The following is a 26568-nucleotide window of genomic DNA, read 5'->3' as shown; positions in this document are numbered from 1 at the left end:
ACCAGGCTCCCGACGTGGGGATGATCACGAACGTGCTCGAGTGCCCATGCGGCTCAGGGCGCGGTCTCGCCTCCTGTCGCCCGAGCCAGGCGGGCCCCACCGAGGCGGAGTGGCTACAGCCGCAGGTCGACCCGGAGTTCGGGGCGGTCGAAGTAGTCGTCGGCGAGGTCGATGGCCATCATCCCCATCAGTCCCGACACGACGATCCGCGACTCGCCGGCCGGCACGATCCACCAGATCGGACCGCCGACCTCGATGATCCGCGCGATTGAGCCGTCAGGAGTCCAGATCGCGAGCGCCCCCGCGTAGCCGCCGGACAGCACGCAGTCCCGGCCGACCAGCCGGGCGACGCGGACGCGTCCCAGCGCCATGGCGTGACCATCGTGGAGCGTCCCGGAGACGTCGAGGCGGCCGGTTTCCCCATTCCACACGTCGACGTGCGAGAATCCCCCGGTCAGCACGATCACGGGACGGTCGCCGATGCTGCCCAGGCAGTAGCCGGAGTTGACAGGGTCGTGGCGATCGTGGCGGCAGGCCTCCAGTTCCGTCGCGCGCGAGGCGTCCTCCACGTTCCACAGAAGAGGAGCGGCCTCGCCGTCCGCCCAGGTGACGGCGTGGGCCACACCGCCGACCGAGCCGTACGTGAAGAAGAACGGGCCGGTGTGACAGCGGAGGGGGGGCCGCCACCAACGCTCGTCGACGACGTCCCACAGGTGCAGGGTTCCGTCGGACCAGGCAATGGCGAGCGTCGACCGGCCGCGGATCTCCATCAGGCCCAGGTCGGTCCATTCCCCGGTGTCGGAGACTTGCGGGGAGCCGAGTGGGCTGCCCGTTTCGAGGTCCAAAACCCTCAGGCCGCCCTTGCGCAGCCCAACGGCCAGGCGAGGGAGCGGCGCCAGGTGGACCACGCGATCAGCCTCGCCGAGCGGCCAGTCCATGACGTGCTCGCCGGTGGCCAGGTCCCAGGAACGCAGCACCGCAAGGTCGGGCTCCCGCCCAATGACCAGACGTAACCCGGCCACCTCGGCGACCGTCAGGTCGTGCACATACGGTCCGGTTTGACCGGCGACGAAGAGGTCGGCGGCGAGCGGCCACCACCTGACCAGCCCGTCGCGCCCGCCGGAGACGATGGCGGGCCTGCCGTCGAGCTCGGCGAACAGCACGTGGTCGACGGCCCCGTCATGGGCGTGCAGCGGCTGGCCGGCCAGGCCGCCGGCCGGCCACTCGAAGCACCGGATCGTGCCGTCGCCGCCACCGGTGCAGAAAAGGCGGCCCCGCTTCCACGGGATGACGTCCACGGTCCAGGAACCGATCTCATGCCCCTCGAACGGCTCTCCGAGCGGCACATTCCGCTCCGGATCCCAGAGCAGGCAGGGGTGCCAGTTCCTGCCGGAGAGGAACACGACCGGACGGCCGTCCGTCTCGATGATCAGCGCGTGCCCCGTGGCTTCCCGCCCCTCCTCCACGTCGGTGCCGTAAGGGGCGAAGGCGGGTCCGACCGGCTGATGCGAACGCAGGTCCCAGACCTGCACGTAGGCGAGGTCGGACATCAGCACCACGACCAGCGCCCGGCCGCCCGCCAACCCGCCGCCCAGGAGGCTGTGGGCCTGCTTTACCCGGAACGGTTCGGCGATGAGGTCGCCGGTGGCGAGGTCACGCACGCGGATAGTCCCGTCAGCGCCCATGCTCGCCATGACCCGGGCGTCGCCGCCGAGCGAGAAGATCTTCAGCGAATCGTCGTCGCCCCCCGGATCGGTGGCGAACCCGGGGCCGGACCGCGCCTGCGTGCCCAGATCCCAGTGGAGCACCGATCCGTCCTCGTGGACGGTGGCGACCCGGCCGCCGTCGGGGAGCGCGGCCAGGCGAATGATCGGGGAGGGCCAGTCGCCCGGCAGGTCCGCGACGAGTTCCCCCGATTGCACGTCGTGCGCGTGGACCGCTCGCGCCGCCGCGGAGACGATCACCTGTCGGCCCCGCAGCCGGGTGATCGCCAGCCCCTGGACGTAGCCGTCATGGCGGGCCAGCACCCGGCCGTCCGCGATCCGCCGCCAGTGCGCCCAGGCGACCGACCAGGGCCGGTCGGCGGGCAGGGCGCGGATGCCGTCGGCCAGCTCCGCCAGACCGCTCTTGCGCGCGGCCATCTCCAGGTACGACGCGCGCTCGGCCGCGGGTCTGACCAGCAGCTGAGCGCTCACCCGCTGGAGCGCGAGCAGCACGGCCCGGTTCTGCGGCGACCGCGCCGCGTCGAGAGCCTGGAGCAGGCGGCCCGGGTCGGAGGCGACGAGGAAACCCGGATCCCTCAGGAGGGGATCGAGCACCGCTCCTCTTGCCGCATGGGTGACCAGGTAGTGGCGGGTGTAGTGGTCGGCCTCCTGCCAGTCGGACGGAGCCAGCTCCACCAGGGTGCCCGCCATGCTCGCGTGGATGTCGCGAGGGTCCCGCTCGTCCTCGATCAGCGAGCGCAGGTGCTCGTCCAAGGCGGCGTGGAAGAGACGGTGGTGTGCCGAGCCCGCCAGTGCGGTACGCCGCAGGAGGTCGGTGGCGAGGGTGTCGCGGAGCAGCCAGGAGACGTCGGCCTCGGTGTAGGAGGCGGTTCCCAGCGCGGTGGCCATCCTGGCCCACGCCGTACGATCAGCCAAACCCGGGCCCTCCGCCCACGCCAGCGGCATCAGCAGGTCCCGAGCCCGCCGGCGGTGGGCGCCGAAGCGGTCAAGATACTGGTCCATTGCGGAGCTGACCGTGGCAGGGAAACGATCGCTCCAGCCGGGCGACTCCACATCGACGGCCCGCTCGGCTCCCGCCAGCGACAGGCTGGTCAGCTGGGCGACCAGGAAGCTCTGCCCCGCCCGCGAGGCGACCGCGGCCGCCACCGTCGCGGCGAGGTCCGGCCGGTCGCGGTAGGGGCTGGGCACGTCCGGGTCGTCCTCGGCCATCAGGCAGCGCCGTACGTAGGTGACGAGGTCGCCGAGCTCCGAGTAGTCCGGATTGTTGAGGTCCAACTCGATCGCCGCGTTGCCGAACCTGCGTACGAGGTGCCGGTCGGTTCCGGGGCGGGTTCCGACAAGCAGCCGGACACCCGTGCGGGCAGCGCCGGCGGCCAGCGGTTCCAGGAGCTCGTAGACCAGCTTGGCCGGCTCGAGCGCCTCGTCGACCGCGTCGACGACGATGCCCGCGGGCTCCAGTTCGCGCTCGGCGAGTGCCGCGGCCAGCTCGGCCGGGGTGCCGGCGCTCAGCTCCAAAGCGGCCGCGATCTCGGTGGCGACCTGGGCGGGCGTCTTGCCCTGCGCGTTGACCGCGGCGCGGACGCAGCCGACCGGTGGCAGCGTGCCGGGCGGGGCCTCGGCCAGTACCTGCAGGGGCACCGCGGGTCGCAGGGCAGGGTCGGAGAGCGTCACGATCCTGCCGAGCACCGCCGACTTGCCAGAGCCGGGATCCCCGACGACGAGCCTGGCCCGATGGTCGGCGCCCGGCGCAGCCGCCAACCACCCGGTCAGCTCGCGGAGGACGCGCTCCCGCCCGGTGAAGTACCAACCCCGCCTCGGCCACGAGGGCAGGACACCCTGCCCGCGCGGCTGGAAGTGAGTCCGCAGCTCGGCGAGCCGGCGGCTGTCTTCCGCCGACCGGCCCGTCAGCTCCAGGCGGCGCTCCCTTGCCCCCTTGACCAGCTCGAACAGCCCCATCGAGACAGCCGTGACCATCACCGCGCCCCAGAGGGCGACCGTCGCGGGTCCGGGGGCGTCGATGCCGGACAGTTCGGCGGCGGCCGTGAGCACTCCGAGCAGGACAGGGAGGATCACCAGCCATCTGAGCCCGGCCCAGCGACGCGGGACCTTGTCCTTCGGGAGATCTGGCATGGGTTCCGCGTTCCTGGTGACGGGGAAGGGTCTCGCCAGAAAGATGCTCGTCCAGTACGGCAGGCGTCAAGGTCTCCTACCGGATGCGGTCGCGGAGCGCTTGCCTGACGCCGCCCGCGTGCGTACGCGACTCCAGCCGCCCAGGGCCGGCAGAATGCCGCCGACAAGGACGTGACGGTGAAAACGACACCGAGCACCGGTGCCAGACCAGCCCCGGCAGTTCGCCGCCGTGATCACAGGAGCGGTGAGACTACTCGTGATGTGAGGTTCGGGCGGGCCTGGGAGCCTCGTCGCGATCGATGTGGTCGGCGTGGTAGAGGCCCTGGACCAGCAGTCGGCGTACGTGCTCGTCGGCGGCGGTGTAGTACACGAAGGTGCCCTCGCGGCGGCCTTTGACCAGCCCGGCCAGGCGGAGTTTGGCCAGGTGCTGGCTGACCGCGGTGGGGGCGGCGTCGGCGAGTTCGGCGAGACAGGCGACGGAGGACTCGCCCTGGAGCAGCGCCCAGAGGATCTTGATCCGGGTGGGATCGGACAGGAGCCGGAAGGACTCGGCGGCCAGATGTACCTGCTCCTCGGTGGGCATGTCGAAATCCGGCAGCGACGTATGCATGCTCACCAGCATATCTCCGAACAACGCTGCTTGCGTATCTGCGTGTATACGCATATACGATGCCAGTGTGCCAACTGATCTGAGAACGTCCTCGTCTCCGCGAACTGAGCCTGCGCCCGCCGGCAGGAGGCGACCGTCGTGGTGGACCGGTATGTGGTCGTTGCGCGAGGTCCGCTGGGCCGGCGCCGCGACCGCGCTGTTCGCCTTCGGCGGGATCGCGCAACTGGCGGGCGCCGCGCCCTGGCTGTGGTGGACCCTATACCTGTTCAGCTATGCCGCTGGAGGCTGGGAGCCTGGCTGGTCGGGGCTGCGGGCGCTCCGTGAGAAGACGCTGGACGTCGACCTGCTCATGGTCGTCGCGGCGATCGGTGCGGCGGCCATCGGGCAGGTGTTCGACGGTGCTCTGCTCATCGTCATCTTCGCCACCTCTGGTGCGCTGGAGGCGATCGCCACCAAGCGCACAGAGGATTCCGTGCGCAGCCTGCTGAGCCTGGCCCCGGAGCGCGCCACCCGCCTCACCGAGGCCGGCGAGGAGACGGTGGAGGCGGCGCTCCTCCAGGTCGGCGACGTGATCCTGGTCCGGCCCGGGGAGCGGATCGGCGCTGACGGGCAGGTTGTCGGTGGTGCCGGCGAGGTGGATCAGGCGAGCATCACCGGCGAAGCACTGCCGGTGAGCAAGCGACCCGGTGACGAGGTGTTCGCAGGCACCCTGAACGGCACCGGCGCGCTGCGGATCCGGGTCACCCGTTCGGCCTCCGACACCGTGATCGCCCGGATCGTGTCCATGGTGGAGCAGGCCGGCGCCACCAAGGCCAGGACGCAGTTGTTCATCGAGAAAGTCGAACAGCGTTACTCCGTGGTCATGGTCGCGGCCACCGTCGCGGTGTTCGCGATTCCGCTGTTGTGGGGGGTGAGTCCGCAGGACAGCCTGCTCCGGGCGATGACCTTCATGATCGTCGCGTCGCCGTGCGCCGTGGTGCTGGCGACCATGCCGCCGCTGCTGGCCGCGATCGCCACCGCCGGACGCCATGGCGTGCTGATCAAGTCCGCCGTGGTGATGGAACAGCTCGGCGCGGTCACCCAGGTGGCCTTCGACAAGACCGGAACCCTGACCGAGGGCCGCCCGCACCTCACCGGTCTGCACACGTTGCCCGGTGCCGACCTGGACGAAGAGGAACTGCTCGTCGTGGCAGCGGCGGCGGAACGGAACTCGCAGCATCCCCTTGGCGGCGCCATCGTGCGGGCGGCACAAGAGGCCGGCCTCCCGCTGCCCGCAGCCGAGGACTTCGGGTCGATGCCGGGACGCGGTGTCCGGGCTCGCGTCAACGGACGACACATCGAAGTCGGCAGTCCCGACCGCCTGATGGCAGATCACCCGGCATACGACGTCGTCGCCGAACTCGAGAGCGACGGACAGAGCATCGTGGCGGTGCTGGTGGACGGAGCTCCGGCCGGTTTGCTCAGTCTGTCCGATCGAGTGCGGCCGGATGCGGTCGGCGCCGTCGCCCGCTTGAGCACCTTGACGGGAACGGTGCCGGTGCTGCTCACCGGCGACAACCCGGTGACCGCGCGCAGGTTGGCCGAGCAGGTCGGCATATCCGATGTCCGTGCGAGCTTGCTGCCCGAGGACAAGGCCGGCGCGGTGCGCGACCTTCAACAGGCAGGCGCCCGAGTGGCGCTCATCGGCGATGGCGTCAACGACGCCCCCGCACTCGCCACCGCCCACACGGGCATCGCCATGGGCGGCACAGGATCCGACCTGGCCCTGGACACCGCCGATGCCGTCATCACCCGCGACGAGCTGGCGGCCGTGCCCGCCGTGATCGCCCTCGCGCGACGGGCGCGGCGCCTGGTCGTGGCCAACCTCATCATCGCCGCCACCTTCATCGGCGCCTTGGTCGCCTGGGATCTGTTCGGCGAACTGCCTTTGCCACTGGGCGTGGCCGGACACGAGGGCTCGACCGTCATCGTCGGGCTGAACGGGTTGCGCCTGCTACGCGATGCCGCCTGGCGACGAGCCGTCATGGATTCATGACCCCGATGCGCGCGAGATGCCACTCATTCTCGCGAGCGGATGGCACGGTGAACCCGGTCAGCCGGACGGGGTCCTGCCCGCCGGGGATCGGCCGGGGTTGCCCCGGGCGCGGCCGGCGAACTCCCCGATGCTCGGCACGTTCACGCGACCGCTCTTCAGCGGGGCGCCGGCGCCATCCGCGTGCGCAACCGACTCCAACGCTGCAGTGAAGCCTTCTTGCCACAACGGGAGCCAGGCCGGTCTGCTGTGCTTCATGGGCCGATGGGACGCAGTCTGAGCTCTTGGCCGGCGGCGAGTCCGACGTCCACGGCATGGCCCTGGGGCTCCGCGTGGCGCCTCGGCGAGTGCTGGTCCCAGGACCGTCCAGTGGGGCGCGAGCATCGCGTCGACGAACTCGGCGGACCGCTCGTACTGATCCGTCATGTGATCACCTGGCCTCGCGGGAGGAGTAGGGGAGCAGGGCCATCTCCCGGGCGTTCTTGATGGCGCGGGCGATCTGCCGCTGCTGCTGCACGGTCACGCCGGTCACCCGGCGGCTGCGGATCTTGCCTCGGTCCGAGATGAACTTCCGCAGCAGGCCGGTGTCCTTGTAGTCGATGTGGCCGATGCCGAGCAGCGGGTTGGTCTTCTTTCTGGGTGTACGGCGGGGCTTCACGCGCTCTCCTTCAGATCCAGCATGGGGGCGAACGGGTCGTCGTGGCCGGCCCACTCCGCGGCGCCGGGCAGGGCGTCGTCGTGGTCGATCAAGCACGAGTCGAGCAGCGAGACGATGCGGTCGCGGTCCAGGTCTGGGCCGGTGAAGACGAGGTGCTGGACGCGGTCGCCGATGATCGGGTTCCAGTCCAGCGCGGCGGCGGCGCGGCGGGCGGGGGCGACCAGGTCCCAGGCCGCCTCGGGCAACGCGGCCAGCCACGGCCCGGCGTCCTGCACGGAGACCGCCCCGGCCACGGCGTCCCAGGCCAGCATGCGCGGGTGCCGGTTGGCCAGCCAGAACCGGCCGCGGGAGCGGACCGTCGTGGTGACCAGCTCGTCCACGGCGTCGAACAACCGGATCGGGTGCAGCGGGCGCAGCCGGTGCCAGGCGAGTGTGGTGATCTCGCCCGTCTGCGCGTCGGCGGGGAGCTGGGCGGTGGCCGGGTCGACGCGCTCGGCCAGTTCGTGCACGCACCATGCGGCGTCGGAGATCTCGGGTCCGGTGAGGATCGGCGTGTGCGGGGCCAGGTGGCCGAGCACGGCGGTCGCCAGCTCGGTGCCCTCGGCGTCGCCGCCGTGCAGGGACAGGCTCGTGGCGTACTCGATCTGCCGGGCCAGCACCTCGGCCAGGAAGCGCTGGTCGCCTCCGGCCGCCTGGCCGGTCTCGCTGAGGCGGTCGCCCCGGCAGATGTCCACGGGCATGTGCTCGGCGTCCAGCGCGGTGTGCACGCAGGCCAGGCGAAGCCGGCCGGACGCCTCGGGCCCGGCCAGGGCCTCGGCCACCGGGCGTGGCTCGGCCGAGTCCCACAGGTCCACGATCAGCAGGGACGCCGTGGTGGAGCGGCGCAGCAGCTCGGCAAGGAGATCCTCACGGACGGTGCAGGTCATGCAGCCGTGCGCCAGGCGTATCTCGGCGCGGTCCAGCGTGCCGGAGACGTCGCGGACCACGCGCTGGATGCGCCCTGCGTCGATGGGGCGCAGATCGTGGTGGATGGCGACGGCGCCGGGATGACGCCGCAACAGCCGATCGACCGCGGCGGCCCGGGCGCTGGCGTGCAGGCCCGCGACCAGGGCGACAGGGATGGGCACAAGACCTCCTCAATACAAAATGAAAACCATTGTCGTTATCATGGCATGATTCGCAAGTGGAAAGGAACCGTTTTGACCAGACCATCCGCCAGCACGTCCTGCTTGCAGGAGGAGCGATGAAGAAGGGCATCCACCCCGGTCACCGCCGGGTCGTCTTCCGCGACCCGGGCGTGGACTTCGCCTTCCTCGCCCGCTCCACGATCACGAGCGACAAGACGATCGAGTGGACCGACGGCAGCGTCGAGCGGTTCGACCAGCGCTACGGAAGGACCTGATGTCCGCGCACTGCCAGCTCACCGGCGTCAAGCCGGTCTTCGGCAACAACGTCTCCCACTCCCACCGGCGCACCCGCCGCCGCTGGAACCCCAACATCCAGAGCCGCCGCTACTGGCTGCCCAGCGAAGGCCGCCACGTCCGGCTCACACTCAGCGCCCGCGCGATCAAGACCATCGACAAGATCGGCATCGAGCAGGCCATCGCCCGCATCCGGGCCCGAGGAGAGAAGATCTGATGGCCAAGAAGAGCAAGATCGCCGCCAACGAGCGGCGCAAGGCCGTGGTCCAGCGCTATGCGGAGCGGCGTGCCACGCTGAAGGAGATCATCCGCACCGGCACCCCGCAGGAACGGGACCAGGCCATGCGCGAGCTCGCCCGCCAGCCGCGCGACGCCAGCGCCACCCGCGTGCGCAACCGCGACTCCGTCGACGGTCGCCCCCGTGGGCACCTCACCAAGTTCGGCCTCTCACGCGTGCGCTTCCGCGAGATGGCCCACCGCGGCGAGCTGCCCGGCATCACGAAGGCGAGCTGGTAGCCGTGGCCGTACCCAAGCGCAAGACGTCGCGCAGCAACACCCGGCACCGGCGCAGTCAGTGGAAGGCCACCGCACCCGATCTCGTCCCGATCACCGTGAACGGCCGGCAGCTGCTCGTGCCCCGGCCGCTCGTTCGCGCCTACCAGCGGGGACTGATCACGACCGACTGAGGCGAACCGCCACCGGGCACCAGCCGTGCGTGGACAGCGCACATGGCAGCACGGCAGGATGCCCGGTGGCCGCTCGGCCGGGAGGACTGATCACCACCCGCCAGCCGCGGCAGTGGTTTCCGCCTGGGTCAGTGGTAAGCGAGGGCCTGCAGTTGGTAGAGGTCCGCGTATTCGCCTCCGGCGGCCAGGAGCTCGGTGTGGGTCCCGCTCTCGGTGATCTGGCCGCCGGACAGGACGATGATGTGGTCGGTCATGTGGACGCTGGAGAAGCGGTGGGAGACCAGCACGCTGATCGCGCCGCGCGATGCCTGTGCACGCGTCTGGTCGGCGAACAGCTCGAACAGTTCGTGCTCGGCCTGGGGGTCGAGTGCGGCGGTGGGTTCGTCGAGTAGCTGGAGCAGGGGGTTTTCGCGCATGAGGCCGCGGGCGAGTGCGAGCCGCTGCCACTGCCCGTGGGAGAGTTCGACGCCGTGGAAGATCCGGCCGAGCTGGGTTTCGAGGCCGTGGGGGAGACCCGCGATGAGGGCGGCGGCGCCCGCTCGGTCGATCGACTCGCGGATCCGGTCCGGGTTTGCCAGGTCACCGACGCCGACGGCGTCGCGTACAGGCGTCTGGAGCTTGAGGAAGTCCTGAAAGGTGCCGGTGCACACCGACGCCCAGGAGGACGGCGAGATGTCCCGCAGGTCGACGCCGTCCACCAGGATCTGGCCGGAGGTGGGCGTGATGACGCCGGTAAGGAGCTTCACCAGGGTGCTCTTCCCCGCGCCGTTGATCCCGACGAGTCCGACCGAGGCGCCGGCCGGAATGGACAGGGTGATGCCCTTCAGCACCTCGACGTCTCCGTAGGAGTAGTGGACGTCGCGGAGCTCGATCCCCCTGTTCAGGACCGAGGGCGCGGCGGCTCCTTCGTCCGAGGCGGGATAGTCGAGGAGCCAGCGGTGGTGGTCGGCGACTCGGCCGCCGTCGGCGACCTTGGTCAGGGAGTCGACGGCGAACCACAGCTGTGTCCGCAGTTCGGTGGCGAGCGAGATGACCAGTACGGCGTCGCCTGCGGTGGCCTGGCCGCTGCGCAGCAGGTGCCCGACGAGCAGGAGTGTGCCGGCCAGTACGCCGAAGAACAGAGCCCATCCGGCGAGTTGGCCGCCGAGGCCGCGGAACCTCGCGCGCGCCTCCAGCCGCGCGATGTCGCGCCAGAGGAGGTTGGCTTTCGCGTCGAGGGTGAGGCCGTTGCCGGAAATCCACACCTCCTTGGCCGGTTCGGGCTTGAGCAACAGGTCGTGGATGAGGCCTTCTTGGCGCATGGGCTCGGCGGCGACGTCCATGGCGGCCCGTTGGAGGCGCTTGGCCCGGTTGGCCAGCGGCAGGATCGGTCCTGCGCTCACCGCGAGCAGCGCGAGCGCCGGGTGGATGCCGGTCAGCAGCCACAGGCTGAGCCCGATGCTGATCACGGCGGACAACGCGTAGGCGGCGGCCCAGCCGGTGTCGGTCAGTGCCTGCGCGCCACGCCGGAGCATCGTGATCCGGTTGAGGAAGTCCGGCCGTTCCAAATGAGCGACGGTGGGGATTCGTGCCGCTCGCTCGGTGATCTCCTGTTCCAGGGACATCATGATCCGGTTGCACAGGTCGTTGCGGTAGTTGTGGGAGACCCGTTGCACCACGAGCTGGAAGACATGTACGGCCACGCCGAGCGCTACGGCGGCCACCAGGCCGGTGACCAGTCCCGCACCCGCGGAGTCGACCAGCCACCGCTGCGCGGAGACCAGCCCGGCGATCAGCCCGGACTGGACCAGCACGCATACGCCGACGGCGAGTGTGACCCGGCGGTCGGCCCGAAGGCTCAGCGCCAGCGTGTGGCGGACCATCCCGGCCGTTTCTCTGACACTCATCGAGCGGCCCCTTCCGAGGTGAACCGGGATGCCTGGAGGCGGAAGAGCCGTGCGTACTCGCCGTCCTCGGCCATGAGCTCGTCATGGCTGCCCTGCTCGGTGACCCGTCCGTCGCGGAGAAGGACGATCCTGTCCGCGGGCCGTACCGTCGAAAGCCGGTGTGAGATCAGCACGACGGAGGCGGAGCCGACGCCGCCGATCACCCGCTCGTGGAACTCCGCCTCGGCCCGCACGTCGAGGTGGGCGGTCGGCTCGTCCAGGACGACCACGCGGCGGCCCTTCGAGACCGCGTATCTGACCCTGGCGATCGCGAGCTTCTGCCACTGGCCACCTGACAGGTCACGGCCGCCGGTGCCGGTACGCCACAGAACCGTGTCGATCCGGTCGACGACCTCGCGGGCGAGCGCGGAGATCTCCTCATCCGATCCAGACGCCTCCGGCGCGGCGAGCGTGATGTTGTCGCGTGCCGTGAGTGGATAGCGGACGAAGTCCTGGAACAGCACCGACAGCTGCCGACGCCATCCCTGAGGATCGAGGTCGCACAGGTCGACGCCGTCGACCAGGATCCGCCCGCTGGTGGGCTGATAGAGCCCGGCCAGCAGCTTGACCAGCGTCGTCTTGCCCGATCCGCTGATTCCGACGATGGCCAGACGCTCCCCGGCCCCGATCGTCAGGTCGACCCCGTCGAGCACGGGCCGCGGCATACCCGGATAGGCGAAGGAAACGCCCTCGAATCGGATCTCCGGCACACCGCCAGGAGCGGGAACGCCGGTACGCGGGCTGGAACGGCGGGACTCGAGCGCCCGCAGCGCGGTCACAGAGGTTCTCCCGTAGTCGATGTCGAACGCTTCCGGCCCCATCACCGAGATCGCGAAAACGCCCCACGCGGCGACCAGGCAGGAGGACAGCTCGCCCACGCTCAGCTCGCCGTGGAGGGCGGCGAGACCTGGAACGAGCAGGGCGAGCAGCGCGGCCACCGCGGCGAGCAATCCCGTCGTCCACTGCCTGCGCAGCACCCTGCGCCGGATCACCCAGTAGTCGGCCATCCAGGCGTAGTGGGCGGCCAGCCGCCGTTCGCTGACCCATCCTCCCAGGCCGAACACCCGGATCTCCTTGCCCGCCTCCGGTCCTGCGGCGATGTCGGCCCAGTAGTCGACCTTCCGCCGTTCGGGCGTGGCGGCGTCCTTCACCGACTCCAGATACATCCACTGGCGGCGGATGATCCAGCGGATGGCCAGCGAGACGCCGAGCAGGGTGAGGGCGAGGAACGGAAAGTAGGTGGCGAGGACCCCGGCGGTGGCGATCGTGGCGAGCATCCTGACCGTGATCTTGACTTGCCCTACGCTCGCCGCTCCCGGTGACCTGACGCGCCAGGTGATCCCCTGGTCCCCGGCGCGGGCCGCGAGGTCATGGAACGCGGGATCCTCCAGATGGGTGATGTCGCTCGGCGCCAGGGTGAGGCGGCGCACTCGTGAGCGGACCGCGCCGTCGATCTGCTTGCGGGCGACAGCGTCGACCGCTTCGCCCACGATCTCCCCGGCCTGGCGCAGCAGCATGACCCCCGCCAGCGCCGCGACCGGCCAGAGGTACGGCGCGCCCGACACCATCGCGTCGACCAGGTGTCGGACGAGGATCGCAAGGACGGGCGCGGCGGCCACGCCGATGGCGGCCAGTCCCGCGAGCACGGCAACGGTGAGTCCGCCCGCTGACCGGAGCAGCCGCAGCAGCGCCACCCGTTCCCTGGCAACCTCCATCACACGCTGCATCAGAGGGGCGGGACGAGCAGGAGCGGTGCCACGATCGAGGCGCTGCGTCCCAGGTCATCGGGCACGATGTCCTGCAGGCCGAGCATGAGCCCGATCTCACCGTCGCTGAGCTCAGGTTGGGAGGGCAGTACGGCGAGCGGCACCGTGGCCCGCATCGACAGGAGGCCGCCGCCCGTCCTGCTCCACTCCAGGTCGACGGCGTCCTCGACACCGGGCCCGCTCAGCCCCCGGTTGCGGACCCTTTGAGTGGCGTACGGGGCGCCGCGGTAGAACTCGAACGCGGGGTCGCCGAAGTTCACGAGCACGCACACGTCACCCCAGAACGCCGAGTCGTCGATCTCCATCGTCAGGGTGAGCGTCTCCTGGCCCCAGACGATCGATGCTGATGCTCGCAGGTGCCGCCCCTGCAGCCGGTGGGAGAACGATCGCGACTCCGCATCACCCAAGAGGAACGGTGTGGCGTCAAGCCGGGTGGCGCCGAGCTCGCCCGCCAGGTCGCGCATCCCGGTGGTTCGCCAGATCTGGTCCTCGACGTCGCCCAGTACCGCCGGTGTCTTGAGAAGAACAGGGTAGTGATCCCGGCTCCACAGGGTGTGGTGGGGAATCACCCGCGTGGTCGAAAGCCGGCGCAGGATGTCAGGCGCGTGTCCCAGGTGATCGATCAGTACCCGGGTCGTGAACGAGACCGAGTCGTGGGCGGACCACCGGTCCACGAGGGCGCGGAACTTCCCGCCGTCGAAGCCGGGCATGGTCACGAGCGTGACGATCTCCGCGAGGTGGCCCAGATGGACCCGGAGGGGCGTGGACCAGTGCGGTTTGACGTAATCCCGGAAGGCGTTCGCGCATCCGATGACGGCGGTGAGCTCCGGGCCGAGTGTGGTGATCGGGCCGTACTGGGTCTCGATGACGTGGGCGTTGTCGGCCATCTCCCGCCAGGAGATCATCGCCTTGTCGGCGGGGCCGCAAACCCCGTTGGGATCGATGTGAATCGGTCCGGGCACGTCGAGGTCGACCGTGTCGAGCGCGGGATAGCCCCAGACGGGGAACGCGTGATGAATGTCGAGGGCGAAGGTGAATTCCTCCCCGCCGTCGCGCCACGTGTGCCGACCGCCCTTCCCCGTGTAGCCGAAGTGGCCGGCCTCGTGCAGCCCGCAGGGGTGATCGGGGCGTGAGGCGTATCCCAGCTCGGCCAGCGGGCCGACCAGACGGGCGACGTCGCGCCGGGTGAGCCCCTCGACGACGAGGTCGATGTCGGCGCCGAACCGCTTGGGCGAGACGCCATCGGTGAGCAGTTGAGCGGCGCAACCCTTGACGAGGTAACTGTTGATCCCGTGGTCGTGCAGGTGGCGCTGGATGAGCGCCGTCTCCTCGAGACTCGCCTCCCAGCGGGACTCCGTGGCCTGTTGCGCGGTCAGGATCTCGGCGGTCAGGGTCTGCGGGGCCTCGATCGTCCCGTCTTTGACCATCATCGCGGCCTGGCCGGTGAGCCGGTGCCGGCGCAACGCCTCCACAGTCCGGTCCGGTGGCTCCACCACGTGGATCCGGCGGTCTTCTGTGGTGGGCGTGGCGCCGACCCGGCGGAGGATAGTGCCGATGTCCACATGTTCTCCCGGAAGAGGGTTACTCGGTCAGGCACGTTCGATCAGGTGGCCGAACGCTTCCGCCTTGCTGTTCAGGTATCGGCGCCACGCCGGGTTGTGCCGGCCGATCACGCGTTCTGAGGCGGTGACCCTGATGCCGGCCATGACGAGCGACTCGATCTTGTTCGGGTTGTTGCTCAGCAGCTCCACCTCGTCGATTCCCAGCGCTACGAGGATCGCCGTGGCAGCGCTGTAGTCACGGCTGTCGGGCGGCTCCCCGAGTGCGGTGAACGCTGCTGCCGTGGTGAGTCCGTCGCGGTCCATGAGCGCATACGACTGGATCTTCTGGAACAGGCCGGCGCCGCGTCCTTCGTGGGCGGGGTGGTAGGTGAGGATGCCCTGGCCGCGACTGACAAATCGTTTTAATGACTCCCACATTTGCCACGCGCAGTCGCACCGGTTGTCCTGGAGCACTTCGCTGGTCAGGCAGGCCGAATTAATGCGCATGGGCACAGGGGCTGTCAGGTTGCCGTGGGTGAGCGCAAGGTGGGTGTCGACGCGTTGCCCCTCGGCGATGAGATAGGCGGTGAGCGCGAACTCTCCGAGCGCATTGGTGACCTGAACCGGCTGGCTGACTTCGAGTATCCGTGCGTTCATCGCCTGACGAGCCCTCCGTCGACATCAAGTACGGTTCCGGTGATGGCAGGGGGCGCCTCGGTGAGCAGCCAGACCGCCGCTGCGGCGACCTCCAGCGGCTCGGTGAAGCGGCCGATCGGTATGGTCGACTCGTAGTGTCGGCGCCGCTCATCGCCCATGACCTCGGCCATGGTCGTGTTCGTCGGGCCGGGGCTCACGATGTTGGCGGTGATGCCGTGCCGGCCGTACTCACGTGCCACGCTCTTCACCGCGGCGACGCACCCGGCCTTGGCCGCCGCGTACACGGCGTCCGTCCCCCCGTTCACCGACGCCTGGCTCCCGACGACCACGACGCGGAGGGGGGAACGCTGCTCCACGGCCGCGGCGACCACGGTCCTGAGGGCAACGAGCAGGGCGGTCAGATTGGTGTCGAGCACCGTGCGCATCCTGACCGTCCCGTACTCGGTCAGCGGGCGACGGTCGTAGACCCCGATGCACCACACGAAGAAGCGAGGCAGGCCGTGGTTCCTGAAATGGTCCTCCAGCCAGGTTTCCAGGCCGGGTTGTGTGACATCCAGGGCCCATTCATTGATGCCATGGGCAGACATTTCAGCACGGTCGATTCCGTGCACGTTGATGTCTTTGTGTGAAAGAATTCTGGAAATCTCTGAGCCGATTCCGCCACGGCTGCCGAATACAAGTCCGTGGCCCTTTTTCTGGCCTTCTTCCGGCTCGTTCCTGGCTGCATTGCGTAACGCTGTGCTGGACATATAACCCCAACGACAAATCAGCGATGAATGCCGAAAAACTAAGTGTTAACTCCCTGGTTGTCAAGGCCTTGCGGCCGGGCGGTGGAATTTCCGTCGACGGAAGCCAGGTGCGATCCTTCCGTCTCGTGAAAGGATTTACCTGAGGAATACACGTGTTACGTTCTTGTTAACTGCTTTTTGTGGGTTGACGCTCGAGCGAGTCGTCACGCATTGTGGATGCCTTCAAGGAAGGGGTGCACATCCCCAAATGTGGAGGCATTCTGTGAACGAGGATCACGGTTCGGTGGTCGTTCAGGGCGTAGACCTCGGCGTGACCGTCGGCGAGTTGCGTCTGGACAACCCGATAATGCCTGCCTCCGGCTGCTTCGGCCCAGAACTCTCCGAGCTCATCCCCGCGCACCGCCTGGGCGCGGTGGTCACAAAGACGATCTTCTCCGGTCAGCGGGCGGGAAACCGCGCTCCTCGGCTGACGGAAAGCGCGAACGGGATGCTCAATTCCGTGGGGATCCCGAGCATCGGGGTGCATCGATTCCGGCGCGAGGTGTTGCCTCGCTACCAGCGGATCGGCGTCCCTGTGATCGTCAGCATCGGGGGGTTGCGCCCGTCGGAGTACTGGGAGGTGGCCGAGGAGTTGCCGCCCGCCGAGTACGCGGCGCTGGAGGTCAACGTCTCCTGCCCCAACCTCGACACGGACGGCTCGCAGCTGGGCGTCGACCCCGAGTCCGTCGCCCGCGTCACCGAGGGGGTCGTCGCACGGACCGACCGCCCCGTCATCGTCAAGCTGACGCCGAACGTCACCTCGATCGCGGAGCTGGCAAGCGCCGCGGCCGCGGGCGGCGCGTCGGCGGTCACCGTGGCCAACACCGTCAAGGCCATCGCCATCGACTGGTCCACGCGGCGTCCCGTACTCGGACACAATTTCGGCGGCCTGTCCGGGGCCGCGATCAAGCCCCTCGCGCTCCGCCTGGTGTGGGAGGCGGCGCAGGGGACGCACCTGCCCGTCATCGGGTGTGGCGGCGTCACCCGCGCATCGGACGTCGTGGAGTTCCTGCTCGCAGGCGCGAGCGCGGTGCAGGTCGGTACCGCGACGTTCACCAGGCCCGACACCATGATCCGCATCCTTGACGAGCTCGGGCCGCTGGCCCGCGACCTCGACGTGGGACGCGTGAGCGAGTTCACCCGCGGCCTGCTCATGAACGAGTAGCGCTCATCCCCCATCAGAACCCCCGTGATCTCCCTGGAGAGCTCGATGAGTGAGTCACTGTCAGAACAATCCCGCCCCACTTCCACGCCATCGAGTCCGGCCAAGGAGCAGAGCGCGACCAAGGCCGTCGTCACGGCCGTGGTCGGCTACGCCATGGACGGGTTCGACATGCTGATCGTCAGCGTGGTGCTCGCCGCGGTAACCGCGCACTTCGCGCTGAGCCCTGGCGAGGCCGGCGCGATCGCCACCTTCACACTCGTCGGCGCGGTCGTCGGCGGCATAGTCTTCGGCATTCTCAGTGACCGCTACGGCCGGGTACGCGTGCTCACCTGGACCATCCTGCTGTTCAGCCTGTTCACCGGCCTGAGCGCACTGGCGCAGAGCTACGAGCAGCTGGTGTTCCTGCGGTTCGTCGCCGGGATCGGTCTCGGCGGTGAGTTCGGCATCGGCATGACACTCGCCGCCGAGGCCTGCCGCCCCTCGCAGCGCGCGCGCACGACCTCGCTGGTCGCGCTGGGCTGGCAGTTCGGCGTGCTCCTCGCGGCACTGGCCGGCATCTTCCTCCAGCCGCTCATCGGCTGGCGCGGAATGCTCGCGCTCGGCGTGCTGCCCGCCCTGATCGCCTGGGCGTTCCGCAGGAAGGTCGGCGAGCCGCAGATGTTCGTCGAGGCCGACAAGCGGAGCGCGCCGATCAGGATGTTGTGGCGCGACGCCGCGACGACGAAGAGCAGCATCGCGATGATCATCCTCACATCGGTGCAGAACTTCGGCTACTACGGCGTCATGGTCTGGCTGCCCACCTACCTGTCGACCCAGCTCGGATTCAGCCTGACCAAGTCTGGGTTGTGGACGGTGGCCACCGTCCTCGGCATGGCCGCCGGGATCGTGATCTTCGGCCAGTTCGCCGACCGGGTAGGCCGCCGACCGGCGATGGCGACGTTCCAGGTCGGCGCGGCACTCTCTGTTCTCGTGTACAGCCAGCTCACCGACTCGACTGCGCTGCTTGTGGGTGGTGTGGTGATGGGCCTGTTCGTCAACGGCATGCTCGGCGGGTACGGCGCGCTGATGGCCGAGCTCTACCCCACCCAGGCGCGTGCCACCGCCGAGAACGTCCTGTTCAACATCGGCAGGGGCGTCGGCGGGTTCGGTCCGTGGCTGATCGGCCTGATCATCGCCCAGTACTCCTTCAGCCTCGCCATCGGGCTGCTCTCGCTCATCTACCTGGCGGCCCTGGCCACAACCCTGACGCTCGTCCCGGAGAGAAAGGGGATGGAGCTCGAATGATTCCGGTGCGACAGGCGGCCGGCGAGGTGGGATCCGGCCGGATGCAGACCCTGGTGCGGGCACTGCGCGTGCTTCGCCTGTTGAGCGAGGATCCGGCCGGGATGACGCTGCAGGAGATCTCCGATCGGCTCGACATCCCGCTCGCCAGCACATATCGCCTGCTGAGCACCATGGTGCAGGAGGAGTTCGTCGTCCGTACCTCGCGCACGCGACGCTACTTCGCGGGCCCGGGTGCGCTCGCCCTCGGCGAGGCGGCGCGCAGGGAGGACCGGCTCCGTCACACCCCACCCCCGCTCCTGGCGCAGGCGGCGATCACGGCGGGCGAGACCGCCTTCGTCACCGAACTCGTGGACGACCGCGCGATCTGTGTCGCCATCGCCGAGGGCCGGCGCCCGCTCCGGCTGTTCGTCCGGCTCGGCCAGGAGATGCCACTCCACGCTGCGGCGGCCGCCCGCGTCCTTCTGGTCGACCGTGAGGAGGACGACGTACTCGAACTCCTCGGCCCCTCGCTCCCGCGCTTCACCTCCGACACGTTGTGCTCGCACCAGGCGGTTCTCGATCACCTGAAGGAGGTGCGCGCTCTCGGCTACGACACGTGCGTGGGCGAGCTCGACGAAGGTGTGCGGGCGGTCAGCAGCGCGATCAGAGACGCGGAGGGGCAGGTGCGGCAGAGCCTGACGGTCGCGGGCCCGGCCCAGCGGATGCGTCACCCCGCCAACTGGAATCTGGTGGTCAAAGTCGTGCGTGAGACGTCAGCGGCGCTCTCCGCCGATCTCGGAGGACTCGAATGAATCGCGAAGCAACACTGACACTTTTGGCTCGCGGTGGATTGGACCGGGCAGACGGCGTGCCACAGGACGAGCTGCCACAGTACAGCGGCCTGGTCGATCCTTCCGGCGTCGAGCGGCTCGGTTGCGCGCTCGCCCGGCTGGCGGCCTCCACAGGGGCGGACACCGTGCTGGTCTGGGAGCCGCCCGAGGACCTCGTCCTGGCCCACGTCGTGGCGCGGGAACTGGGCGCCACTGTCGCTCGAGCCTGCGAAACCGCAGGGATCGTGCACATGATGGACGCACTGCCCGCCGGGGCACGCGTGCTCCTGCTCGGCGACGCCTTCCGCAGGCCCGCCGTACTGAAGGGGATGACGACGGTGACCAGGCACCACGGCGCCCACGTCGTCGGCGCCGCCGTTCTGATCGAGACCGCAGCGCTGGCCGAGCTTGGTGACCTGCCTGTCTTCTCGCTGCTGCCGATTCCTGCGGATGACGGAGCTGACCTCTCGTGACGATGGAGCCTACGGGCCGCGCTCTGCCGCGGCCCGACGCCAAACGCCTCGGCGCCATGCTGGATGACCTGGCCGAGCTGAGCGACACTGACGACGGTGTCACGCGGCTCGCCTACAGCACGACCGAGCGCGCGGCGCACGATCTTTTCGCGAGCTGGCTGCGCGGTTTAGGGCTCGACGTGCGCGTCGACGCGGCAGGCAACACCATCGCCGAGCGCCCTGGGTCGGACGCATCAGCGCCGGCCATCGCAACCGGCTCACACCTGGACAGCGTGCCCCACGGCGGCAGATTCGACGGAATCGCCGGGGTCGTGGCCGCGGTTGAGGTGGCCCGCCTGCTGGTGGAGCACGATGTCGAGCACCGCCATCCCTTCAGGTTCGTCGCCTTCGCCGCGGAGGAAGGCGCCCGCTTCGGCCAGGCTTGCCTGGGCAGCAAGGCGGTCGCCGGCCTGCTCACTCCGGCGGACCTGCACACCTACCAGGACGCAGGTGGGGTGAGCGTGGCGGCCGCCATGGAGGCCGTGGGTCTCGAGGCCGGCTCGATCGGGAAGGCGCGCTGGCAGCCGCAGGACTGGGCGGCGTTCGTCGAGCTCCACGTGGAGCAGGGGGACCGGCTTGAGCGGGCGGGGCTGCCCGTGGGGATCGTGGATGTGGTCTCAGGCAGCACCCGGCTGGCCATGGAGATCACCGGGCGGGCCACCCACAGCGGAAGCACCCCCATGGATCATCGCTCCGACGCCCTGGCCGCGGCCGCCGAGATCGTTCTCCTGGCGGAGCGTACGGCCAGCGACGAGGACCACGCGGAAACCCGCGCCACCGTCGGCGTGCTGAACGTCCAGCCGGGGAGCATCACCACCATCCCTGGCCGGGCCACTCTGACGCTTGACGTCAGGGACGTCGAGGGCGTCCGCCAGCGCGCGACCGCCGCGGAGATCGTCCGGACGGCCAGGGACATCTGCGCCAGGCGCCAGGCATCGGTGACGAGCAGGCCCATCGGCGACTCCGCGCCCGCGACGCTGTCACCCCGGCTCCGCCAGATCATGGTGGACGCCTGCCAGACGCTTGGCCTGCCGTACATGACGATGCCCAGTGGCGCCAGCCACGACGCGCAGATGATCAACCACGTCGTGCCCACCGCCCTGATGTTCGTCCCGAGCCGGGCCGGGCTGAGCCACGTTCCCGACGAGTGGACCAGCACGACAGATCTGGCGGTCGGTGTGGACCTGCTGCTGCGCGGCTTGCTGGAAATCGACCGTATTGGTGGGGAGTCGGCCGATGGGTAGCCCCATTTCTACCGCAGGCCGGCTGCTACCGGTGGAGGGACAGCCCGCGCCGGCGCCGCGCGCCGGCCTCGCGCTCGTGACGAGCAACACGCATCTGTCCGATCGCTACTGGTCACTCCGCCTGCAGGCGCCGGAGATCGCGGCCGGCGTACGGCCTGGGCAGTTCGTCATGGTGACGGTGGCGCGCGGGACCGACAGTCACCCCGCGCTGCCACGGCCGATGGCGATCTACGACTGGGACGCGGGCGACGGCTGGATCGAGATCGTCTACGGCGTGGTCGGGGCGGGCTCGCGCCTGATGACCGGCCTGGCAGCGGGAGAGCGGATCACTGTCGTCGGACCGCTCGGCCAGGGATTCACCGTGAACGACGCCGAGTCGATCCTGACCGTCGGGCGTGGCATCGGATCATGCTCGCTCGCCGGGGTCGCCCTGGCCGCCGCCCGCAGGGGCGTCCGCGTCCGCGCCGTGCTCAGTGGCCGTCACCCCGGCGCGCTCGTCGGCGCCGAGGCATTCGTCAGGGCGGGCGCGGATCCACTGCTTCTGGTCCACGACGCCGACGCCTCCAGCGCCCCGGCCCGGATCGGCGCGCAGCTGTCGCGTCTGCTGGACACGCAACCGCCGGACCGGATCTACACCTGTGGCTCCCGGCGGCTCCTCGATCTGTGTGGCGACCTGGGCCGCGCCTGGGGCGCCGAGGTCCAGGTCTCGCTGGAGGCGCACATGGCCTGCGGGCTCGGGTACTGCCACGGGTGCTCCTCATCCCTGCCCGGCAGCTCGAGCGAGGAGCCGCTCGTGTGCGCCGACGGGCCGGTGTTCCGGTGGGCCGATGCGTAGCGGGCTGCTTCTGGAAGGCGTGCGCCCGCTGGGCGGGCCACGGCAGCGGATCCTCATCAAGGAAGGCCGCATCGCGGAGGTCGGGGAGCACGTCGGCGACCGGGCCGCGGTCCGCGTGGACTGCACGGACCTGGTAGCCCTGCCCGCCCTCGTTGACCTGCACACCCACCTGCGCCAGCCCGGCGGAGAACACGCCGAGACGGTCGCGAGCGGGACGCGGGCCGCCGCGGCAGGCGGGTACGGCGCGGTCGTCGCCATGGCCAATACCGATCCCGTCGCCGACAGCGTCGCCGTGGTGGAGGAGGTGGCGCACGCCGCGGCCGGCGCCGCGTGCGCGGTACTTCCCGCAGGCGCGGTCACCCGCGGGCTCGGAGGAGAGGCGCTGGCCGACATCCGCGGCATGGCCGCCTCACGCGCAGCCGTACGCGTGTTCTCCGATGACGGCCGGTGCGTTCACCACAGCGCGCTCATGAGAGACGCGTTACGCCAGATCGCCGCCGTGGGTGGCGTCCTGGCCCAGCACGCCGAGGACCCGTTGCTGACCGTCGGCGCGCAGGTGAACGACGGACGGATCGCCGACCTGACGCGGCTGCCAGGATGGCCGGCCGCGGCCGAGGAGTCGATCATCGCGCGTGACTGCGTGCTCGCCGCGCACGAAGGCGCTCGGCTCCACGTGTGCCACGTGTCCACGGCCGGGGCGGTCGAGGTCCTGCGCTGGGCGAAGGCGCGGGGAATCGCGGTCACCGCCGAGGTCACCCCGCACCACCTGCTGCTCACCGACGATCTGGCGCTGACAGGAGATCCCCTCTACAAGGTCAACCCGCCGCTCCGTGCCCCGGAGGACGTTGCCGCGCTGCGCCGCGCGCTCGCCGAGGGAATCATCGACGCGGTCGCCACCGACCATGCGCCGCACGCCGCGGCCGACAAGACGCCGCCCTGGTGCGGCGCCCGCCCAGGCATGCTCGGCCTGGAGACGGCCCTGGCCGTCGTCGCGGAGACACTCGTGGAAACCGAGGCCATGGGCTGGGCCGACGTGGCCGACCGGATGGCGGTCAGACCCGCCCACATCGCCGGGGCCGGGCGGCGCTTCGGCCGGCCGCTCCAGCGCGGAGAACCGGCCAGCCTGGTGCTCATCCAGCGCCTGCCCTGGCAGGTACGGCCAGCGGACTCACTCAGCCTCAGCCGCAACGTCCCCTACTCAGGACGATCATTCACTCACCGGCCCGTCCTCACCATGCTCGACGGCCGCATCACCCACGACCACCACGGACTGCTGAATGGAGCTGGACCGACGTGACCGTTGACGTTCATCACCCCACGGAGGGAGACCTCGCCTCTCCCTCCCTCTTCTGGCGAGTGCGCGACCACCTCGGCACCATCACAGAAGAGGGGTCGGACAACGAGGAGACGCTGCTGCGCGCCGGCGGGGCGCTCGCCGACCATCTGGCCGACCCCCATGCCATAGCGCGCTTCCTCGGCGGGTGGATGTCGGTGTTGCAGTCGGGCGAGCACGCCGAGACCCTGGACAGGGGCAGGTCGCACCTGCACGCCAACGGGTTCTCGAAGATCTCCATGATGCGCCTGGGCGCCGCCGAGAAGTGGAACCTGCGACTGCACATCTGGTGGGGCACCGCGAAGGACTCGTGGATTCACGATCACCGCTGGTCGTTCAGCTCGATGGTGCTCACGGGGCGGATGGAGGCGTGGAACTTCCGCCCCATGACCGATGAGGCCACCGACGCGGGGCAGCGCAGGATCCGCCTGTACGACGCGGACGCCAGCGGCGCCAAGCGCGTGCAGGAACTGCCTGCGTGCCCGCTGCGGACCATCGCCCACTACACCCTCAGGACGGGAGATACGCACTTCCTGCACTTCGACGAGCCGCATCTGGTGGCCAACCCGGTCGACAGCCCGCTCGCGACCTTGATGCTGTCGGCCCCTCCGGCACGCTCGTTCTCCCACCGCTACGGCGAGATCCAGTCCGGTAGCCTCCAACAGGGCAACCTCGCCCCCACCAGGACCCTGGACGCGGGAGACTGCATCCGCGAGTCGCGGCTCCTCCAGACCCGGGTCGTGAACGGCGAGCGCGAAGGGCTGGAACGATGACCTCCACCTTCGGCGAACGCCTTTCCAGGAGCATCGGCAAGTACGGCCCGCTCTGCGTGGGGATCGACCCCAGCCCGCGGCTCCTGGCCGACTGGGGACTCCCCCTCCGCGACTTCTCTTTCACGGTGCTGGAGGCCGCCAGGGGCGTCGCCGGGATCGTGAAACCGCAGATCGCCTTCTTCGAAAGGTACGGCGGGCGCGGTCTCCTGGTGCTGGAAGAGTTGTGCACGGCAGCCATCGAGCAGGGCTTCGTCGTCATACTCGACGCCAAACGCGGCGACATCGGCAGCACCAACGAGGCCTACGCCAGTGCTTACCTCTCCACCGACAGCCCGTTCGCGATCGATGCCATTACGCTCAGTCCGTACCTGGGCGTGACGAGCATGCTCCCGCTCCTCGACGCCGCCGACCAGAGCGGACGCGGGGTGTTCGTCCTCGCGCGGACCTCCAACCCCGGAGGCGAGGACGTGCAGTGCGCGACGTCCGCGACCGGGCAGACGGTGGCACAGGACCTGCTGGACGCGATGTCCCGCCGCAACGCCGAGGCCGCGCGTCGTGGCGTTCTCGGCAGCGCGGGAGTCGTCTTCGGCGCGACGGTGCCGACCGACGGCCATGACCTGCGAGCGATGAACGGCCCGATCCTGGCGCCCGGACTCGGGGCGCAAGGTGCCACCCCGGCCGACCTCGCCAAGCGGTTCGCCGGATGCGGGGATCGCGTGGTGGTCACCGTATCCCGCGCCGTCCTGGAAGCAGGTCCTGACCCGGCATCGCTGGCCAAGCGCATCAGGCTCCTGTCCGACGAATGCAGAGAGGCGTTGGAACATGTCGCGTAGGGGCTACTTCGTCGCCGTCTGCGGCATCGACGGCAGCGGTAAGACCACCCAACTGGAGACGGTCGCGAACTACCTCTCGTCCGAAGGCGAAGTCGTGCGCACTCGGCAGCCTTCTGACCTCTACCGCGGCGATCCGGCGGTCCGGGCGATGCTCGACATGGCCGACCCGGGCCCGCTCGCCGTACCCGAACTGGCGGTCTTCGCCGCGTTCGACCGCCTGCGCCACATCAGGACCACCGTGCTCCCCGCGCTGGAACGCGGCGCCTCCGTCGTCACGGACCGGTACGTCTACTCGACCTACAGCTACTTTCTCGCCCGGGGCGTCGACGACCTCGGCTGGCTGATGGAGCTCAACCGCTACGCCCCCGAGCCGGACCTCACCCTCTACCTCGACGTGCCCACAGACGTGGCCGCCAAGAGGATCATCGCCAGGGACGGATCGTCGCGCAAACGCGAAGAACTCGATCTGGACCGAATGGACCGAGTACGCCACAACTTCCGCACCCAGCCATGGGGCGCCTCCCCGCGATACGTGACCATCGACGGCACCCAGGCGCTCGAGTCCGTCCGCGACCAGGTGATCGGCGCACTCCGCGAACACGACCCAAGGCGAACCCAGCTGACCGCGTGACGGTCCGCCGCACTTTCTGAACGAGGAGGCGAGCGGTAGAAGATCACCACTCGCTTCCCTTCAGGGAGTCCGGACCACAACCTGCTCACGGCGTACGGCCAGTGCTCGGCTCCGCTCGGTGCGCTGATCGCCCTGTTTGTGCCGTGACGCCTGGCCCAGCGAGCTACAACGAGAACGGGCGCGCGAGTTGATGTCCCTTTGATCGCTTGCGCTGCAGAGGAAGGCCGGTCAAGGGGCTCGTCGCCGGGCTGTGGATGCGGCTGAGCGAACAGTCCCGGCTTGCTCTCCGCGAGGATGCCCAGGCGGCCAGGCGCTTGAGCTTGGCGCGGTGTTGTCGATGTTCTTACGCGCTAGAGGGCAGGCGCAGGGCCAGGCAGAGGTCGCGCGCTCGTGTGGGCCGGCCGGTGTTGGCCAGGGTGAGCAAAGTCTTGCGGGTGATCCGCAGGTGATCGACTGGGCATGGCAACCGTTACCCGGCCCCGCTACCTGGCCCGCGTCCTGGGCAAGGCCGCCGTCCTAGCCGGACGCAGCGACACCTTCCTGGGCGAGCGTTACCGGCGGATCGCCCGCCGCCGGGGCAACAAACGCGCCATCGTCGCCGTCAGCCGTTCTATCCTGACCGTCATCTGGCACCTGCTGTCGATCCCGAGGCCCTTTCATCGACTTGGGCGCCGACTTCTACGCCAACCGGCTCGGCCCCGAGCGCAAGAAACGCAACCACATCCGCCAGCTGGAAGTCCTCGGCTACCGGGTCATCCTCGAACCAGCCGCCTGACACCCGAGCGGATCGTCAACCCCGAAGCACCGTCGTACGCCGGAGTTCGCTGCCGCATGCCCGGGTGACTGACCGATTTCGGACTAGTCGCTGGCATACGGCTTGCGCTCACTCATCCGGTCATCCCAGCACATCCATGCCGACCGGCCAAGCATAACGCTACAGATCCGCTCGATCACACTGTGACATCAGAGGCGTAGACCCGCGAACCGCCCTCTGATCAGCGTCGATCCTCAGGAACACCTCGTTGACGGGCAAGGTCGCGCACTTGTGATGGGCAATGACGACCTCGGCCTTCTCCACGTCGGTCATTGTCGCGGGATGACCATCGACGTCGCCACGAGTTTCGCGCGCGACCGCCTAATGGGCCAGCCAGCGCAGCTTTCCTTCGGTGGTCAGGAGGGCCAGCTCACCGTCCGCGGTGTAGGCGGCCGAG

24 protein-coding genes are annotated in these 26568 nt (G+C 69.6%); 15 read left to right on the top strand and 9 right to left on the bottom strand.

The features are described 5' to 3' along the window. Positions 1–113 precede the first annotated feature (113 nt). Both ETD86_RS17840 and ETD86_RS17835 read right to left on the bottom strand, forming a co-directional pair. On the bottom strand, positions 114–3854 hold the full coding sequence (locus ETD86_RS17840; RefSeq protein ID WP_138667283.1) for a WD40 repeat domain-containing protein: 3741 nt from the start codon (positions 3852–3854) through the stop codon (positions 114–116). A 250-nt stretch (positions 3855–4104) separates the two neighbouring features. Beyond that, on the bottom strand, positions 4105–4464 hold the full coding sequence (locus tag ETD86_RS17835; protein WP_138667282.1) for an ArsR/SmtB family transcription factor: 360 nt from the start codon (positions 4462–4464) through the stop codon (positions 4105–4107). Between the two features lie 151 nt (positions 4465–4615). Here ETD86_RS17835 and ETD86_RS17830 point away from each other — a divergent pair, with 151 nt between their 5' ends. Continuing rightward, complete coding sequence (locus tag ETD86_RS17830; RefSeq protein ID WP_211370118.1) at positions 4616–6499, top strand: heavy metal translocating P-type ATPase; 1884 nt, start codon at positions 4616–4618, stop codon at positions 6497–6499. A 427-nt stretch (positions 6500–6926) separates the two neighbouring features. On the opposite strand, the gene rpsR is transcribed toward ETD86_RS17830, so the two are convergent. Both rpsR and ETD86_RS17820 read right to left on the bottom strand, forming a co-directional pair. Beyond that, complete coding sequence (rpsR, locus tag ETD86_RS17825; RefSeq protein WP_138667280.1) at positions 6927–7154, bottom strand: 30S ribosomal protein S18; 228 nt, start codon at positions 7152–7154, stop codon at positions 6927–6929. Then, positions 7151–8281: a CobW family GTP-binding protein gene (locus ETD86_RS17820; RefSeq protein ID WP_138667279.1), complete on the bottom strand. Its 1131-nt coding sequence runs from the start codon at positions 8279–8281 to the stop codon at positions 7151–7153. Before ETD86_RS17820 ends, rpsR begins: the two co-directional genes overlap by 4 nt. A 116-nt stretch (positions 8282–8397) precedes the next feature. Here ETD86_RS17820 and ETD86_RS17815 point away from each other — a divergent pair, with 116 nt between their 5' ends. Genes ETD86_RS17815 through rpmF form a run of 4 tightly spaced genes read left to right on the top strand, consistent with a single transcriptional unit; the run spans position 8398 to position 9261 of the window. Next, positions 8398–8556 carry a 50S ribosomal protein L31 gene (locus ETD86_RS17815; protein WP_138667278.1) on the top strand — a complete coding sequence of 53 codons (159 nt, stop codon included), beginning with the start codon at positions 8398–8400 and terminating at the stop codon, positions 8554–8556. Beyond that, a complete protein-coding gene (gene rpmB / locus ETD86_RS17810) occupies positions 8556–8792 on the top strand; it encodes a 50S ribosomal protein L28 (protein ID WP_138667277.1) in 237 nt (78 codons plus the stop codon). Before ETD86_RS17815 ends, rpmB begins: the two co-directional genes overlap by 1 nt. After that, entirely contained in the window at positions 8792–9091 is a 300-nt protein-coding gene (rpsN, locus tag ETD86_RS17805) for a 30S ribosomal protein S14 (protein WP_138667276.1), read from the top strand. Before rpmB ends, rpsN begins: the two co-directional genes overlap by 1 nt. 2 nt (positions 9092–9093) lie before the next feature. Next, complete coding sequence (gene rpmF / locus ETD86_RS17800) at positions 9094–9261, top strand: 50S ribosomal protein L32 (protein ID WP_138667275.1); 168 nt, start codon at positions 9094–9096, stop codon at positions 9259–9261. Positions 9262–9389: 128 nt separating this feature from the next. On the opposite strand, the gene ETD86_RS17795 is transcribed toward rpmF, so the two are convergent. The 5 genes from ETD86_RS17795 to ETD86_RS17775 are packed head-to-tail and all read right to left on the bottom strand — an operon-like array spanning position 9390 to position 15899. Further along, positions 9390–11147, bottom strand: a complete 1758-nt coding sequence (locus ETD86_RS17795) for an ATP-binding cassette domain-containing protein (RefSeq protein WP_138667274.1) — start codon at positions 11145–11147, stop codon at positions 9390–9392. Next, positions 11144–12901 carry an ABC transporter ATP-binding protein gene (locus ETD86_RS17790; RefSeq protein ID WP_170223131.1) on the bottom strand — a complete coding sequence of 586 codons (1758 nt, stop codon included), beginning with the start codon at positions 12899–12901 and terminating at the stop codon, positions 11144–11146. Before ETD86_RS17790 ends, ETD86_RS17795 begins: the two co-directional genes overlap by 4 nt. Positions 12902–12912: 11 nt before the next feature. Then, a complete protein-coding gene (locus ETD86_RS17785) occupies positions 12913–14514 on the bottom strand; it encodes a nucleotidyltransferase family protein (protein WP_138667272.1) in 1602 nt (533 codons plus the stop codon). 27 nt (positions 14515–14541) lie between these two features. Then, positions 14542–15150, bottom strand: a complete 609-nt coding sequence (gene ribA, locus ETD86_RS17780) for a GTP cyclohydrolase II RibA (RefSeq protein WP_138667271.1) — start codon at positions 15148–15150, stop codon at positions 14542–14544. Next, positions 15147–15899 carry an SDR family NAD(P)-dependent oxidoreductase gene (locus tag ETD86_RS17775; RefSeq protein ID WP_138667270.1) on the bottom strand — a complete coding sequence of 251 codons (753 nt, stop codon included), beginning with the start codon at positions 15897–15899 and terminating at the stop codon, positions 15147–15149. Before ETD86_RS17775 ends, ribA begins: the two co-directional genes overlap by 4 nt. Before the next feature lie 262 nt (positions 15900–16161). Here ETD86_RS17775 and ETD86_RS17770 point away from each other — a divergent pair, with 262 nt between their 5' ends. The 10 genes from ETD86_RS17770 to tmk are packed head-to-tail and all read left to right on the top strand — an operon-like array spanning position 16162 to position 25357. Continuing rightward, the gene (locus ETD86_RS17770; RefSeq protein ID WP_211370117.1) at positions 16162–17103 is read left to right on the top strand and encodes a dihydroorotate dehydrogenase; all 942 of its coding nucleotides are present in this window, start codon (positions 16162–16164) and stop codon (positions 17101–17103) included. Positions 17104–17148: 45 nt separating this feature from the next. Then, positions 17149–18387 (top strand): MFS transporter, encoded by a 1239-nt coding sequence (locus ETD86_RS17765; RefSeq protein ID WP_138667268.1) that lies wholly within the window; start codon positions 17149–17151, stop codon positions 18385–18387. Further along, the gene (locus ETD86_RS17760; RefSeq protein ID WP_138667267.1) at positions 18384–19178 is read left to right on the top strand and encodes an IclR family transcriptional regulator; all 795 of its coding nucleotides are present in this window, start codon (positions 18384–18386) and stop codon (positions 19176–19178) included. Before ETD86_RS17765 ends, ETD86_RS17760 begins: the two co-directional genes overlap by 4 nt. A 56-nt stretch (positions 19179–19234) precedes the next feature. After that, a complete protein-coding gene (locus tag ETD86_RS17755) occupies positions 19235–19669 on the top strand; it encodes a type I phosphoribosyltransferase (RefSeq protein ID WP_138667266.1) in 435 nt (144 codons plus the stop codon). Between the two features lie 2 nt (positions 19670–19671). Next, positions 19672–20952 (top strand): Zn-dependent hydrolase, encoded by a 1281-nt coding sequence (locus ETD86_RS17750; protein ID WP_138667298.1) that lies wholly within the window; start codon positions 19672–19674, stop codon positions 20950–20952. Next, complete coding sequence (locus ETD86_RS17745; protein WP_138667265.1) at positions 20945–21787, top strand: iron-sulfur cluster-binding protein; 843 nt, start codon at positions 20945–20947, stop codon at positions 21785–21787. The genes ETD86_RS17750 and ETD86_RS17745 overlap by 8 nt, the downstream gene beginning before the upstream one ends. Next, positions 21780–23084 carry a dihydroorotase gene (locus ETD86_RS17740; RefSeq protein ID WP_138667264.1) on the top strand — a complete coding sequence of 435 codons (1305 nt, stop codon included), beginning with the start codon at positions 21780–21782 and terminating at the stop codon, positions 23082–23084. The genes ETD86_RS17745 and ETD86_RS17740 overlap by 8 nt, the downstream gene beginning before the upstream one ends. After that, positions 23081–23893, top strand: coding sequence for a hypothetical protein (locus ETD86_RS17735; RefSeq protein ID WP_138667263.1), 813 nt, complete (start codon positions 23081–23083; stop codon positions 23891–23893). The genes ETD86_RS17740 and ETD86_RS17735 overlap by 4 nt, the downstream gene beginning before the upstream one ends. After that, the gene (gene pyrF, locus ETD86_RS17730) at positions 23890–24726 is read left to right on the top strand and encodes an orotidine-5'-phosphate decarboxylase (RefSeq protein ID WP_138667262.1); all 837 of its coding nucleotides are present in this window, start codon (positions 23890–23892) and stop codon (positions 24724–24726) included. The genes ETD86_RS17735 and pyrF overlap by 4 nt, the downstream gene beginning before the upstream one ends. Next, positions 24716–25357, top strand: coding sequence for a dTMP kinase (gene tmk, locus ETD86_RS17725; protein WP_138667261.1), 642 nt, complete (start codon positions 24716–24718; stop codon positions 25355–25357). The genes pyrF and tmk overlap by 11 nt, the downstream gene beginning before the upstream one ends. The last annotated feature ends 1211 nt before the right edge of the window (positions 25358–26568 follow it).

Source organism: Nonomuraea turkmeniaca, from assembly GCF_005889735.1.
Lineage (GTDB): Bacteria > Actinomycetota > Actinomycetes > Streptosporangiales > Streptosporangiaceae > Nonomuraea > Nonomuraea turkmeniaca.
Note: the sequence above shows the minus strand (reverse complement) of the source record. Positions and strands in the feature narration are given on the sequence as shown.